The organism is Teichococcus vastitatis (assembly GCF_003604215.1).
Classification (GTDB): Bacteria; Pseudomonadota; Alphaproteobacteria; order Acetobacterales; family Acetobacteraceae; genus Pseudoroseomonas; species Pseudoroseomonas vastitatis.
Genome location: NZ_QXGS01000022.1, coordinates 1 through 13,998, shown reverse-complemented (window position 1 = coordinate 13,998; position 13,998 = coordinate 1). Strand labels below are relative to the sequence as shown.

Annotated in this window: 15 protein-coding genes; 8 read left to right on the top strand and 7 right to left on the bottom strand. The window is 70.3% G+C overall.

Annotation, left to right across the window (positions count from 1 at the left end):
• The first annotated feature begins 132 nt into the window (after positions 1-132).
• Genes mprF through aat form a run of 3 tightly spaced genes read left to right on the top strand, consistent with a single transcriptional unit; the run spans position 133 to position 4,187 of the window.
• Positions 133-2,778, top strand: coding sequence for a bifunctional lysylphosphatidylglycerol flippase/synthetase MprF (mprF, locus tag D2K64_RS17510; protein ID WP_120009685.1), 2,646 nt, complete (start codon positions 133-135; stop codon positions 2,776-2,778).
• Positions 2,775-3,488 carry an AcvB/VirJ family lysyl-phosphatidylglycerol hydrolase gene (locus D2K64_RS17505; RefSeq protein ID WP_120009684.1) on the top strand — a complete coding sequence of 238 codons (714 nt, stop codon included), beginning with the start codon at positions 2,775-2,777 and terminating at the stop codon, positions 3,486-3,488. Before mprF ends, D2K64_RS17505 begins: the two co-directional genes overlap by 4 nt.
• A 51-nt stretch (positions 3,489-3,539) precedes the next feature.
• Positions 3,540-4,187: a leucyl/phenylalanyl-tRNA--protein transferase gene (gene aat, locus D2K64_RS17500; protein WP_120009683.1), complete on the top strand. Its 648-nt coding sequence runs from the start codon at positions 3,540-3,542 to the stop codon at positions 4,185-4,187.
• 58 nt (positions 4,188-4,245) lie between these two features.
• Here the strand turns inward: aat and D2K64_RS17495 are convergent, their stop codons facing one another.
• From D2K64_RS17495 to D2K64_RS17465, 7 genes are all read right to left on the bottom strand, one after another.
• The gene (locus tag D2K64_RS17495) at positions 4,246-5,673 is read right to left on the bottom strand and encodes an alpha,alpha-trehalose-phosphate synthase (UDP-forming) (protein ID WP_120009682.1); all 1,428 of its coding nucleotides are present in this window, start codon (positions 5,671-5,673) and stop codon (positions 4,246-4,248) included.
• Positions 5,661-7,454: a glycoside hydrolase family 15 protein gene (locus D2K64_RS17490; protein WP_120009681.1), complete on the bottom strand. Its 1,794-nt coding sequence runs from the start codon at positions 7,452-7,454 to the stop codon at positions 5,661-5,663. Before D2K64_RS17490 ends, D2K64_RS17495 begins: the two co-directional genes overlap by 13 nt.
• On the bottom strand, positions 7,451-8,218 hold the full coding sequence (gene otsB / locus D2K64_RS17485; RefSeq protein ID WP_120009680.1) for a trehalose-phosphatase: 768 nt from the start codon (positions 8,216-8,218) through the stop codon (positions 7,451-7,453). Before otsB ends, D2K64_RS17490 begins: the two co-directional genes overlap by 4 nt.
• Before the next feature lie 137 nt (positions 8,219-8,355).
• The gene (locus D2K64_RS17480; RefSeq protein WP_120009679.1) at positions 8,356-8,742 is read right to left on the bottom strand and encodes a DUF2155 domain-containing protein; all 387 of its coding nucleotides are present in this window, start codon (positions 8,740-8,742) and stop codon (positions 8,356-8,358) included.
• On the bottom strand, positions 8,742-8,963 hold the full coding sequence (locus D2K64_RS17475; RefSeq protein WP_120009678.1) for a hypothetical protein: 222 nt from the start codon (positions 8,961-8,963) through the stop codon (positions 8,742-8,744). The genes D2K64_RS17480 and D2K64_RS17475 overlap by 1 nt, the downstream gene beginning before the upstream one ends.
• A complete protein-coding gene (mlaD, locus tag D2K64_RS17470) occupies positions 8,960-9,517 on the bottom strand; it encodes an outer membrane lipid asymmetry maintenance protein MlaD (protein ID WP_120009677.1) in 558 nt (185 codons plus the stop codon). The genes D2K64_RS17475 and mlaD overlap by 4 nt, the downstream gene beginning before the upstream one ends.
• A complete protein-coding gene (locus D2K64_RS17465) occupies positions 9,517-9,873 on the bottom strand; it encodes an NADH-ubiquinone oxidoreductase subunit NDUFA12 family protein (protein ID WP_120009676.1) in 357 nt (118 codons plus the stop codon). The genes mlaD and D2K64_RS17465 overlap by 1 nt, the downstream gene beginning before the upstream one ends.
• 242 nt (positions 9,874-10,115) lie before the next feature.
• Between D2K64_RS17465 and D2K64_RS17455 the strand changes: the two genes are divergently transcribed.
• The 5 genes from D2K64_RS17455 to D2K64_RS17440 form a co-directional block, all read left to right on the top strand.
• On the top strand, positions 10,116-11,642 hold the full coding sequence (locus tag D2K64_RS17455; protein WP_157985906.1) for a hypothetical protein: 1,527 nt from the start codon (positions 10,116-10,118) through the stop codon (positions 11,640-11,642).
• A gap of 20 nt (positions 11,643-11,662) precedes the next feature.
• Positions 11,663-12,127: a RidA family protein gene (locus D2K64_RS17450; protein WP_120009673.1), complete on the top strand. Its 465-nt coding sequence runs from the start codon at positions 11,663-11,665 to the stop codon at positions 12,125-12,127.
• On the top strand, positions 12,127-12,567 hold the full coding sequence (locus tag D2K64_RS17445; protein ID WP_120009672.1) for a GNAT family N-acetyltransferase: 441 nt from the start codon (positions 12,127-12,129) through the stop codon (positions 12,565-12,567). Before D2K64_RS17450 ends, D2K64_RS17445 begins: the two co-directional genes overlap by 1 nt.
• A gap of 118 nt (positions 12,568-12,685) precedes the next feature.
• On the top strand, positions 12,686-12,868 hold the full coding sequence (locus D2K64_RS24495) for a hypothetical protein (protein ID WP_157985905.1): 183 nt from the start codon (positions 12,686-12,688) through the stop codon (positions 12,866-12,868).
• 213 nt (positions 12,869-13,081) lie between these two features.
• Positions 13,082-13,998, top strand: a 917-nt coding sequence (locus tag D2K64_RS17440) for an acyltransferase family protein (protein ID WP_120009671.1), incomplete at its 3' end; no start/stop codon positions are given.

Genomic DNA, 13,998 nt, shown 5'->3' with positions numbered 1-13,998 from the left:
GCGGTGGCGCCGGCACCGGCAGGCAACTGCGCCACATCCCGCTCATTATCCGGCTACGCCCGTTCGGCAGGCTGCCTAGCCTGGCGGCTGCCGGGACATTGCTCCTGTGGCCGGTATTTCCGGGAAGATCTGATGAGTGGCCTGAGCGCCGAAAGCCCGCCTTCCGTGATCCTGCCAGAGGAGCCCTCGACCGCCGACGCGGGGGTGCGGACGCGCCGCCTCCTGGCGCTGCGCCCCTGGCTGTTTATCGGCGTCGGGTTGGTCATGGCGGTGCTGGCGGCCACGGCCCTGCAGGCCCTGTCGCGGGAATTGAGCTACGCCGCGGTCACCGCGGCCTTCTCCGAACGCCCGGCCAGGGTGATCGTCGCCGCCATCCTGGCCACCGCGATCAGCTTCCTGGCCATGACCGGCTACGACCTGTCGGCGCTGCGCCACATCGCCCGCGGCGCGGTGCCGGCCCGCATCGGCATGCTAGCGGCCTTCTGCGGCTTCGCCCTGAGCAATTCGGTGGGCGTCGGCGCCTTCACCGGCAGCGCCGTGCGCTGGCGCATCTATTCGGCGGCCGGGCTGGAGCCGGCCCGTATCACCCGGGTGCTGGTGTTCGTCACCGCCTCCTTCGTGATCGGCCTGTACGCGGTGGCGGCGCTGGGCCTGATCTACGCCGCCGGGTCGATGGCCGTCTGGTTCAGCCTGCCGGCGCCGCTGCTGCGCCTGCTGGCGCTGGGGCTACTCGGAACCCTGGCCGGGCTGGCGGTGCTGGGCCGACTGCGGCGGGGCATCCATCTCGGCCGCTTCGCGCTGCGCGTGCCGCCGGCGCGGCTGATCCTGTGGCAAGGCCTGGTGTCGGTGGTCGATATCGGCGCCGCAGCGACCGTGCTGTGGGTGCTGCTGCCGCCCGGCGCGGTGGACCTGCCGTCCTTCATGGCCTTGTATGCGGTGGCTATCGCCATCGGCGCCGCCAGCCACCTGCCGGGCGGCATCGGCGTGTTTGAGGCGGTGGTGCTGCTGGCCTTCCGCCATTCTGCCGTGCCGCTGGACGAGGTGGCGGCGGCGCTGGTGATGTACCGCGCCATCTACTTCGCCCTGCCGCTTGGCGTCGCCATCCTGCTGCTGGCCGGGTTTGAGGTCAGCCGCCGGGCGCATTGGCTGCGGGGTGGCACCCGGGCGGTGCGCGCCGCGACCCGGCTGATGCCGCGCTTCCTGGGCGCCGCCTCCTTCGCGGCCGGCGCGGCCCTGCTGCTGGGCGGCGTGACGCCGCCGATCACCGGCGACGTGCCTGGCCTGCTGGCGCCGGCCCTGCCGACCCCGTTGTTTGAATTGTCGCACCTGCTGGCCAGCGTCGGCGGATTGGCGCTGATCTTCGTGGCGCATGGGCTGGCGCATCGGCTGGATGGTGCCTGGTGGCTGGCCCTGGTGCTGACCGGCATCGGCCTGGCGCTGTCCGTGGCGCGCGGCGGCGGCACGCTGGAACTGCCGCTGCTGCTGCTGCTGGGGGCGGCGCTGCTGGTGTCGCACAGCCGCTTCGATCGCCGGGCCCGCATGCTGACGCCGAGCATGACGCCCGGCTGGTGGCTGGCCGTCGCCGGCGTGGTCGCCGCCGCCGCCTGGCTGCTGTTCTTCGCCCACCGCGACGTCGAATATTCGCAGCAGCTCTGGTGGCAGTTCGAACTCGACGCGTCCGCGCCGCGCGGCATGCGTGCCACGTTGGGCGCCGTGCTGGCCTTGTTCGCCGCCGGGCTCTGGAGCCTGCTGCGGCCTGCCCGAACCCGCGTCCATCCTCCGACGCCGGAGGAGCTGGACAAGGCCCTGGCCGTGATCGCGGCGCAGGAACGGGCGGACGCCAACCTGGTGCGCATGGGCGACAAGGCCCTGCTGTTCAACGATGCCGGCGACGGCTTCATCATGTATGGCCGCCGCGGCCGCTCCTGGGTGGCGCTGTTTGACCCGATTGGCCCGAAGCCGACCCGCGTCGATCTGGTCTGGCGCCTGGTGGAGATGGCGGATGCCCAGGGTGGCCGTGCCGCCTTCTACCAGGTGCGGCCGGAAAACCTGCCCCTCTACATCGACGCCGGGATGCGGCCGCTGAAGCTGGGCGAGGCGGCGCGGGTCAGGCTCGGCAGCTTCGATCTGAAGGGCAAGGCGCGCCAGCCACTGCGCTCGGCGCTGAACCGCGCCGAGCGGGAAGGGCTGAGCTTCGCCGTGCATCCGCCGGAGGAGGTGGTGCCGCTGTTGCCGGAACTGGCCGAGGTGTCCTCCGCCTGGCTGGAGCAGCACAAGGCCCGCGAGAAGGCGTTCTCCCTGGGCGCCTTCGAGCCGGGCTACGTCGCGTCGCAGCCGGTGGCCGTGGTGCGCGGGCCGGATAACCGGGTGATCGCCTTCGCGACCCTGCTGGAAACGCCGGGTGGCCGCGAGGAAATGTCCATCGACCTGATGCGGCACCGTGCCGAAGTGCCGCCGGGCACCATGGACTTCCTGTTCCTGAGGCTGATCCTGCGCGCCAAGGAACAGGGCTACACCTTTTTCGACCTCGGCATGGCGCCACTTTCCGGATTGGCGGCGCACCGCCTGGCCCCGGTGTGGCACCGGCTGGGCGGGCTGGTGTTCCGCCGCGGCGAGCGCTTTTACAATTTCCGGGGTCTGCGGGCCTTCAAGGAAAAGTTCGATCCGGTGTGGGAACCTCGCTACCTGTGCACGGAAGGCGGGCTCGACCCCTGGGTGGTGCTGGCCGATGTTGCCGCCCTGCAGTCGGGCGGGCTGCGCGGAGTGATCGGCAAGTGAGACGCCGATTCCTGCTGGGCGCCGCGGCCGGGCTGCCGCTGCTGGCGCGGCCGGCCCTGGCGCAACGCGACACCTCCCGCTGGCTGGTGGAAATGCCGGCGCGCGAGACGCGCGGCGACAACTTCGCCATCATTCTGTCCGGCGATGGCGGCTGGCGGGATCTGGACCGGCAGATCGGCCGCTTCCTGCGCGATGGCGGGGTGCCGGTGCTGGGCTTCGATTGCCTGAACTGGTTCTGGACCCGCCGCTCGCCCGAGCAGGTGGCCGCCGAACTGGACCGGATCATTCCGCTCTACGCCAGCAAGTGGCAGACCCCCCGGGTGGCGCTGATCGGCTATTCCTTCGGGGCCGACGTGCTGCCCTTCGCCTGGAACCGCATGTCGGCGGAGAACAAGGCGCGGGCCCGGCTGATCGCGTTGCTGGCCTTCGCGAAGGACGCCGCCTTCGAGATCAAGGTGGGCGATTTCATCGGCCTCTCCCGACCCTCCGCCCTGCCGACGGCGCCGGAGATCCCGGGCCTGCCGCCGGAGCTGGTGCAATGCACCTTCGGCGCGGAGGAGGAGGACGAAACGGCCTGCAAGGCCTTCGAGGGCAGTGCGGCGCAGATCATCCGCACTGCCGGCGGACATCACTTCGACGACGATTACCGCGCACTCGCCAACCGCATCCTGGCCCGGTTGTTTTCCCCGGGGGTTGTTTCCCCGGGGTAGTCCCAAGGCAAGGCTGGCGCTGCGCCGGCCCTGACGCCAAGATGGAAAGCGATGTCGCGCCGCCCGGTGATGATTACCCCTGATCTGCTGCTTCGGGCCTACCGGGCCGGGTTGTTCCCCATGGCGGAATCACGTCGCGGCGACCGGCTCTACTGGCTGGATCCGGAGATGCGCGGCGTGCTGCCGCTGGACGGGTTCCACCTGCCACGCCGGCTGCGTCGCACCGTGCTGTCGGGCCTGTTCACCGTCACGGCCGATGCCGATTTTGCCGGTGTGATCGCTGGCTGCGCCGCCCCGGCGCCGGGACGGGAGGACAGCTGGATCAACCCCGAGATCGAGCGGCTGTTCACCGAGCTGCACGAGATGGGCTACGCCCACTCCGTCGAGGTCTGGCAGGATGGCGCGTTGATGGGCGGGCTGTACGGCGTGTCCTTGGGCGCCGCCTTTTTCGGCGAAAGCATGTTCAGCCGGGCGCGGGACGTGTCCAAGGTGGCGCTGGTGCATCTGGTGGCGCGGCTGCGGCTCGGCGGCTTCACCCTGCTCGACACGCAGTTCATCACCGACCATCTGGCCCAGTTCGGCACTACGGAGATTCCCCGCGCTGAATACAAGGCGCGGCTGGAGCGGGCGCTGGCTACCCGTGCCCGCTGGCTGAGCCAGCCGGACGGGCTGGAGGCGATGATCCGCGGCATGGAATGAGGCCACCTGCCGCCTCGACGCGCCGGCCCGCCCGAGAGCCTGCGCGTTGCCGGCCGGATCAGTTCCGGGCCGGGGCGGCCCAGGCGAGATCCTGGTCGGGCAACGGCACTTCCTCCAGTTCGGTGAGGAAGTTTTCCGCCCAGCGCATGGCCGTCTGGTCTTCCAGGCCCCGCATCATGCCTTCCCACCGTTCCTTGCGTTCGGCCAGCGGCATCTTCAGCGCCCGGTCCAGCTGTTCGGCCATGGCCTGCGCATCCAGCGGGTTGACCAGCAGCGCACCATCCATGGCTTCCGCCGCGCCGGCGAACTGCGACAGGATCAGCACGCCGGGATCTTCCGGGTCCTGCGCCGCCACGTACTCCTTGGCCACCAGGTTCATGCCGTCGCGCAGCGGCGTCACCAGCCCGACCCGGGCGGCGCGGTAGAAGCCGGCCAGGGTGTCGCGCGCCACCGCCCGCGCCACGTAGCGCACCGGCGTCCAGTCGAATTCGGCATAGTCGCCATTGATCCGTCCGGCCAGCGCATCCAGCTCCCGCTTCAGGTCGCGGTAGGACGCGACCTCGTTGCGGCTGCGCGCGGCGACCTGGAGGTAGGTGACCTTGTTCAGGTGCTCGGGGAAATTGGCCAGCAGGGCGCCGAAGCCGCGCATGCGCTGCGGCAGGCCCTTGGTGTAGTCCAGCCGCTCGGCGCCCACGATCAGGGCGCGGTCGCCCATGCTGGAGATCAGCCGCTGCGCCTCAGGCGCATAGGAGGCCTTGCGGGCGATGGTGGCGAAGCCGCGGGTGTCGATGCCGATGGGATGGGCGGAAAGCTGGGTGCGGCGCTGCCGTCCGGCCACCTCTCCGCGCACCCCGCCCGTCGCATCCGGAAACAATCCCAAGCCCTCGGCGAAGCAGTTCAGCAGGCCGCCCAGGTCGCGCTTGGTCTGCACGCCAACCAGGTCATAGGCCAGCAGGTCGCGCAGCAGCTGCTCGGCATCCGGCAGGGCCGACAGCACGGCGAAGGGCGGAAAGGGAATGTGGAGAAAGAAGCCGATGCGCTGCTTGGCGCCCAGCGCCCGCAATTCGGCGGCCATGGGGATCAACTGGTAGTCGTGGATCCACACCGTGTCCTGCGGACCGAGCAGCGGCAGCAGGGCCTGCGCGAATTCACGGTTCACCTTGCGGTAGGCCGCGGCGTCCTTGCGGTCGAATTCCATCAGCCCGAGGCGGAAATGGAACAGCGGCCACAGGGTGGCGTTGGAATAGCCGGCGTAGAAGCCCTTGTGGTCCTGCTCGCTCAGGTCGATCGTCGCGTAGTCGATGCCGCCCGAGCGCACCTGCTTCACGGCCGGCGAGGATTCCCTGCGGGTTTCGCCGCTCCAGCCGAACCACAGCCCGCCACCGGCCTTCAGCACGTCCTTCAGCGCGACGGCCAGCCCGCCGGCCGCCGGTTCACCCCGGCGCGGCACCGCCACCCGGTTCGAGACAACCACTACCCGCCCCACAGACCGTGCTCCCAGGAACGGCTCAAACGCATCGCCGACAGAATCAGACCAACATGGGAGTAAGTCTGAGGGAAGTTCCCCCACAGCCGGTTCCGGGTCGGATCCAAGTCTTCCGCGAGTAATCCCAGGTGATTCCGGCATGATATTATGCTCCCGAACATGGCGCGTGCCTCCTCTGTCCGGCCAGCGGCGGCGAGCGCATCCACATACCAGAACGAACAAACCAGGAAGGCGGTTTCGGGTTTTCCAAAATCATCGGGCATATCATAGCGATGCAGGAAACCATTGTGCATCAGGCGGCGCCCGATCAGGTCCAGCGTGCCCAGGAAGCGCGGGTCCGTGGCCGGCAGAAAGCCGATCTCGGGCAACAGCAGCAGCGCCGCATCCATGCCGTCGCTTTCGAAGCTTTCGACGAAGGCCCCCAGATGCGGACGGAAGGCGCGCTCGCAGATGGTCGCGTGCAGCTCGCGCGCCGACTTGGCCCAGCGCTCGGCCCGCTCGGGCAGGCCGAGATGCCGGGCGATGCCGGCCAGTCGGGCCATGCCGGCCCAGCACATGGCGGCCGAGAAGGTGTGGATGCGCGCCCGTTCCCGGTATTCCCAGATGCCGGCATCCGGGGTCAGTGCCCGCGCCTCGGCCTGCTCGCCCAGCTGCTCCAGCAGGCGGAACAGCGGCTCGCCGGCCGGGCGGGGCAGGCGCTTGTCGAAAAACATCTGCGCCGCCGCCATGATCACCGAACCATAGACGTCGTTCTGCACCTGTTCCGCCGCCTGGTTGCCGACCCGCACCGGCCCCATGCCGAGGAAGCCCGGCAGGTGCTCCTCGATCCGCTCCGGCATCGGCAGGGACGGCACCAGCGGATAGCAGGGCTTCAGCTCCCCGTCCGGCGAGATCGCCACCACGTTGGTGACGTAGCGGATATAGTCCTCCATGGTGCGGGTCGCGCCCAGGCGGTTCAGCGCCTGCACGGTGAACAACGCGTCGCGCAGCCAGCAATAGCGGTAATCCCAGTTGCGCTCGGTGCCGGGCGCCTCGGGGATTGAGGTGGTCAGCGCCGCCACCACGGCGCCGGTTTCCTCGAAGATGCACAGCTTCAGGGTGATGGCGGCGCGGATCACCGCTTCCTGCCACTCGAAGGGCAGGTGCAGGCCGCGCGTCCAGTCCAGCCAGTAGGTCTCGGTTTCCCGCAGGAAGTCGAGGCCGAGCGTGTCGGCGGCCTCCGTCACCGTCTCGTCCGGGCCGAGCAGCAGCGTCACCGGCTGGTCGAGCAGAAAGGGCGCTTCCTCCGCCAGGCAGGCCAGCGGTGCGTCAGTGGTGACGCGCAGCGCCGCCTCGTCGGAGAAGTAGCGCAGGTGGTTGGAACCGGAGCGGCGCACCGGCTTGTCGCGACCCCAATGCGCTTTCGGGCGGATGCGCAGGCGGATCAGCGGGGTGCCGGACAGCGGCTCGATGCGCCGCACCAGCATGGGCGGACGGAAATTGCGACCGTAGCGGCGGAAACGCGGGGCGAAGTCGGTGATGCGCAGGCGGTTGCCCTTGCCGTCCTCCAGCTCCGTCTCCAGCACGGCGGTGTTGCGGCGATAGGCCTGATGCGTGCGCCTGAGGCCGATCATCTCGCATTCCATGAAGCCGTCCTGCGGCTCCTCGCCGCCCAGCAGCGAACAGAATACGGGGTCGCCATCGAAGCGCGGCCAGCACAGCCAGGAGCAGCGGCCGTTGCGGTCGAACAGCCCGGCGATGATGCCGTTGCCGACCGGCGCCAGGTCCAGCGGCTGTGTCATGCCTCCAGCCGTTCCGCCAGGCGGCGCAGCCAGTGATGCACCGCGGCCGGGCCGGTAAAGGCCAGGGGGATGCGGTAGCCGGTGCCGCCCATGGAGCGGCAGGCGGCGATGCCGTGTTCATCCGTCACGTCGTCGCCGATGAACACCGGCACCCGGCCGGCGAAAGGCGGATGGCGCATCAGCCACTGCACCGCCGTGCCCTTGTCCGCGGCGCGCGGCCGCAGCTCGGCGGCGGCATGCGCCGGCAGCACCTGGAATTCGGTGCCTTCCGCCAGGGATTGGAGAAAGGCAGTGGCGGCCTCGCCCTGCTCCGGCACGGCGCGGAAATGCAGCACGAAGCCGTGCCGCTTTCCTTCCAGCAGCAGACCCGGATGCGCCCGCACGAAAGCTTCCGCCCGTTCGCGCCACGCCGCGGGCGGGGAGGGCGGCAGCGGCATGGGCGGGATCGCCGCGCCCGGCACGCCGGCGCCGTCGATGATGCTGCCATGCTCGGCCGCGAAGGCGATCGGCGGGGCCTGTTGGTGATCCCCGCGCGCCAGGGCCTTCGCGACGTCCAGCCCGCGCCCGGTGACGATGGCCACGGCGCCGCCCAGCCCGGCGGCCAGCCGGGTCAGCAGCACCGGCAGATGCGGCGGCACTACAACGGCATCGGGGCGCGGGGCGATCTCGATCAGCGTCCCGTCCAGGTCCAGGAACAGGGCGGCGTCCCGGCCCGGCAGGGTCGGGGGCGCGGGCGAGCCGTTGGGCGAGGTGGTCGGCTCCATGGTCACTCCAGATCCAGCGGCGGCTCGCGGGGCGGGAGCATCCCGCCCCGCGCATCGCCTGCGGTTATCCTCAAGCCAATAACGGGCCAGCGAAAGACGAGACGAAGTTCACGCCTTTGTGTGGCTCGGCCTCGGCCTCAATGGCAATCCAGCACGCGCAGGTCGTAGACGGGATGCTCCAGCATGGCGATGCCGGGGGCGTTGGCGAACATCCAGCCGCTGAACACGGGCTCGCCCTCGGCCTTGTTGCGCACGTCCCTGACCTGCAGCCAGGCGGCGGCATCGGCCACCTCCTCCGGCGGCCGGGCGTTGCAGGCGCGCAACGTGATGCGCAGTGTGCCGAAGCTTGTGGTCTGGTTCACCGGCGCTTCCAGCACGGTGACGCGGGCCGTCACCTTGTCCAGCGCCTGCAGCGAGGCGGTGCGCTTCGGCACCCAGCCGGGGTCCTGCTGGGCCGAGGCGGCAGCGGACGCGAAGGCGGCCAGCCCCAGCAGGGCGGCCACCGGCAGCGTGGCGCGGCGCATCAGGAGGCGAGCCGGCGCGGGCTGGGAAGCTCGGCCACCATGGCCGTCAGGATGCGCCGCATGGCAGCCTCGTCCACGCCTATCAGTACGGCGTCCTCCAGCAGATCGGTCAGCACCTGGGCCGCTTCGGCATGGTTCTCGGCCAGCACCTTCAGCTTCTCCCGGCAGGCGACCGGGCGCCCGTCGGAACCCGGCCAGGAAGCCGGCGGCCGCAGGCTCATGGCCGGGCCGGGGCGGGCGTGGCGCCGGGCGCGGGCTGTGCCGGTGCCGCCTCGCCGCCATTCTGCTGCTGGCCGTTCTGCGAGTTCAGCTCGGTGACCGAGAAGATGAACCGGCCCAGCAGCGCCTCCAGGCTGACGGCGGACTGGGTGATGGTGATTTCCGCCCCATCCTTCAGCATGCTGTCCGAACCGCCCGGCACCAGGTTGACGTATTTGCCGCCCAGCAGGCTTTCCGAGGTGATCTCGGCCGAGCTGTCCTCGGGGATCGCGATGTCGGGCTGCACGGTCAAGCGCAGCACCGCCAGGTAGCTGCGCGGGTCGATATGCTGTTCCACCACGCTGCCGACCTTGACGCCGCCGATGCGCACATCGGCGCCGGGCGCCAGGCCATCGATACGGTCGAAGCGCGCGGTGAGGCTGATGCCGCCGCCGCCGCCGAGGCTGCGCCCCGACTGGCTGATGGCATAGGCCAGGAACAGGGCTGCCACCACCAGGATCACCGCCCCGGTGGCGATTTCCGCCCAGTTGCGGCCGCGTGCTGCCGAGGCCGCCATCAGCTGCCCGGCGTCCAGGCTTCGTAATCGCCCGAAGTGGGCGGCCGGCGCTCGCCGCCGCCCTCATGGGCGGGCGGGCGGTAGGCCAGCGCGGTGCCGGTGCGGTTCTGCCGGTGCTCCTCCTGCCAGGGATACAGCTTCTTCTCCGGCAAGGGCGCGTCGGTCACGTGGTGCAGCCAGCAATGCCATTCCGGCGGAACGGTGGTGGGCTCGGGCTCGCCGGCATACACCACGAAGCGGCGCTTGCGGCCGTAGCCCAGCCAGGATTTGCGGCTCTCGTAATAGGTGTTGCCGAAACGGTCGGTGCCGATCTTGCTGGCTCCGAAGCCAGTGGTCAGCCGCTGCAGAAAGGACATGGACGGTCAGTTTCCAAACAGGCTGCGGGGAGGCCGCTCCACCGGCGCCCCTGGGGGAAGCCGTGGGAGAGCCCTTGAGCAGGCATCCCCTTCCCGGGGAGCGGGCGCTGTGCGGCTTCCTTCGCACATGCGGCCGCCGGGGGAAAGGGACGCCTGATTTGGGACTTATAATGCGGTGCCGGTCACCGGATTGCCACCGGATGTGGCTTTCGTCGGCCGCGGGCAAGCGGTAGCTTTCCGGAATGGCACGCACCACCCGGCAGCACCCGATCTGGGACGGCATCGCTTTGCGTCGCACCCGCGCGGCGGCGGACCCGGATTCCGCTCCGCGCCCGGTGGCGCTTCCCGCCACCTGGGACGATGAGGCCGCCGCGGCCCTGGCGGCCCTGGCGCCCGGCGCCGGGCCGGTCGCCCTGCCGACGCTGGCCGCCGGCTGGATCGGCCGGCTGCTGGAGAAGGGACTGCAGGCCGGGCAACTCGACCCCGCCCGCGCCCCGACCCTGGAAGCGGCGCTGCACGGCCTGGTGGCACAGCGCCGCGGCGCACCGGGCGCCGCCACCTGGCGGGGCGAAGCCCGCGCCGAGCCGCGCTTCGTGCTGAACCTGCCCGGCTTCCTCGATGAAGCCGGCGGCTTCGACTCGGCCGCCTATGCGCGCGCCGTCGGCACCGCCGTGGAAGCCGCCGACATCCTTTCGGGTGGCAAGACGCCGCGGCTGCGGGTCGGCTTTGCCGATCTGGCCGGGCTGCTCGCCGCGCTGGGGCTGGCATACGACTCGGCGGATGCCCGCGCGGTCGCCACCTGCATCAGTGCCCTGAGCCGGGGCGCCGCCGAATGCGCCAGCGCCCGGATTGCCGACCGGCTCGGCGCGCGGGAACCCGCCGCCCTGCTGTGGCCGGCCCCGCCGGCGCATTGCGCGGTGCCCGGAATGGCCCTGGCCGCCCGCCGCGCGCTGGACCTTGCCGGTGCCAGCCACGGGCTGCGCCACCAGGGCGGCTTCGCCCTGACCCTGCCGGATGCCGCCGAAGCGCTGCTGGGGGCGGAGACTGGTGGCCTCGCCCCGGCCCAGGGCGCCACCCGCTTCGCGCATGATGCCGAGGGGCGGGTGGCCGAACGGCCGACTCGTGCGGCGGAGCGGGCCGGCGCACAGGCAGCCCGCCTGCTGGCGCCGGTGTCCACCGCTGCCCGCGCTGCCATGGAAGCGGCGGTTGCGCCTTACCTGCATGCGGCGAGCCCCGCGCCGCTGGCCCGGCCGCAGCCGGCCCGGCCGCTGCCGCCGCCGCGCCCGGCGCCCGCCCGCACCCAGCTGTGGCGCGTGGTGGTGGGCGGCCAGCGCGTCACCCTGCAGGCCAGCGAAACGCCCGAAGGGGCGCTCGGCGCCATCGCCCTGTCGGTGGCGGGCCAGCGCGGCGGCGCCGAGGCGATGCTGCAGGCGGTGAATATCGGCCTGGCGCGCGGTGTGCCGTTGTCCGACTACGTGTCCGCCTTTGCCTATGCCCGCGGCAGCGTGGCCGGCCTCGGGGCCGGCCCGGTGGAGGGCGACGGTGAGATCCTGTGCGCCACCTCCGTGCTGGACTGGGCGTTCCGCCGGCTGGCCCTGGCTTACCTGGGCGCCGCCGAGTCGCGCGCCCTGTGGCCGGACCCGCGGCTGGAGGATTGCGCCGCCGATTCCGCCACGGCCCCCGGTGATCGCGGGCCCATGCTGCCGCTGCCCCTGCCGCAGCGTCCTTCCCCCGCCGCCCGCCGCCGGTTCTTCCGGCTGGTCGGCTGACCGCTTCCAGGAGTTTTCTCATGGCCGGACGCATCGAGGCCCGCCTCGCCGAACTGGGCATCATCCTGCCGACCCCCGCCGCCCCGGTGGCCAACTATGTGCCCTTCGTGGTGAGCGGCGCCCTGGTGGTGGTGTCCGGACAGGTGCCGATGCGGGAGGGGGTGGTGGCCTACACCGGCAAGCTGGGCGGCACGGTCAGCCAGGACATCGGCCAGCAGGCGGCGCAGCTCTGCCTGGTCAACGTGCTGGCCCAGCTGCAGGCGGCGCTGGGCGACCTGGACCGGGTGAAGCGCGTGGTGCGGCTGGGCGGCTTCATCGCCTGCACGCCGGAATTCACCGCCCATGCCGCGGTGATGAACGGCGCGTCCGACCTGGCCGTGGCGGTGTTCGGCGATGCCGGACGGCATGCGCGCTCCACCATCGGCGTCCCGTCCCTGCCGATGGATGCGGCGGTTGAGGTCGAAGGCATGTTCGAGTTCGCCTGATGAATGCGCCGCGCCTCGAGCTGACTGATACGCCGCCACCCGGTGCGCAGGAGGTGCTGGTGGCGGGCCTGGTGGCGGAGAGTGGCGCGGCGCTGGGCGAGCCCTTCGCCGCGCGGCCTTTGGCGGTTCTGCTGCGCGACCCCGAAACCGATGCGGTTCAGGGCGGGCTGCTCGGCCGCACCGACAAGGGCTGGCTGTTCGTGCAATTCCTGTTTCTGCCGCAAGCGTGCCGCGGGGCCGGGCTCGGCGCCGAAGTGCTGCGCCGGGCGGAAGCGGAAGCCCGGGAACGGGGCTGCCACCACGTCTGGCTCGACACCTTCAGCTTCCAGGCGCCGGGCTTCTACGAAAAGCAAGGCTATCATTGCTTCGGCAGCCTGCCTGGCTATCCCGCCGAGCATTCGCGTCACTTCTACTTCAAGAAATTGCTGACGGAACTGTGATGGTCGATCCGTGAGAGGATCTGACCAATTCTTGATACAAGTCGAGCCGAATTTGGGCCCCCGAACCGCAAGACAGTCACGCCCCGCTAAGATTGCTCCCATCGGAAAGGGATGTCGCATGGAAGCGATGCGCACCACGTCGCGGCCGCTGATCTGGATTGTTGATCCTCGCTGCAATGAAGAAGACGGGATGTGGGCATTTTCCCGCCCGCGTTTCGGCGGGCTGCCGCGCCATCTATCAGAACGGCCATCTGGCCTGAACCTGGATCGCATCCATGCCGGCCTTCTTGAAGCGCGCTGACATTTCGCCCCGTTGCCCCCCGGCAGGATCGGTGCAGCCGATGATGAACTTGGAGCCGGACGTCGCCTCGAGCACTCCGCCCTGATGACCGCACGCGGAATCGGCTGAGCCGGCGAGGTCATGCCGGCGGGGTTATAAAGGTGCCTCGCACGTGAACACGCTTCCGCACGGAACCGGCGCAGGAAGCAAGCTGTCTGATGGGGATCTTTGGACATGAACGGGATGGACACGCCTTCAGCCTCGCTGAAGGAGCAGGATGGCGTCGGTGCGGAGCACCGGCCCGCCAGGCCCGAGCGCCTGCATTACCTTGATTATCTTCGCGGCCTGCTGATGTTTCTGGGCATTCCGTACCATGTCGCCCGCGCCTACTCGACGCAGGAAGGCTGGATTGTTCAGAGTGATGAACGGTCGGAGCTTCTGAGCTGGGCAGCACAGTTCACCCACACCTTCCGCATGCCGGTCTTCTTTCTCATCGCCGGCTTCTTCGCGCTGATGCTGTGCCGGCGCGATGCAGGCCCTTGGTGGCGAAGCCGCCTGGTCCGGCTCGGCGTGCCCCTGGTTGCGGCCGCATTGCTGATCAATCCGCTGACGATGCTCAGCACGGCGATCTGGCAGGCAGACGCCGGGACGGTGATGGAAAGCTGGATTGCCATGCTGCGCACACCCGGCGAACCCTGGGTGTCGCACCTCTGGTTTCTCATTGACCTGCTGATCTACAGCTCACTTCTTGCCTTGATCTGGACGGCGCGCGGCGTCGGCTGGCTGCAGCGTGGCGCGATGGCCGGCGCCGATTTCCTTGATCGCCATCGCTGGGCACCATTCGCCCTGCTGCTGCTGTCCGGCTTCGCCTCGTTGAGTGCCGTTGTTCTGTTGACGCTGCTGGATCTCAACTCCGCCTTCAGCGGCATGCTGGTTCTGGCGCGCACGGCTGCGTACCTGCCCGTGTTCCTTTGCGGCTGCGCGCTGACGCTGCGGCCTGACTGGATGCAGCGTTTCACCACGGTCCACCCCGGCCTGTGGGCGGCCGGGCTCTGCCTGGCCGGGCTGCTGGCCGCCATCCAGTGGCGCGACGAGGATATCTACCGCGTCGGCACCTTCTTCCTGATGCCCATCGTGGGCATCCTCGCGGC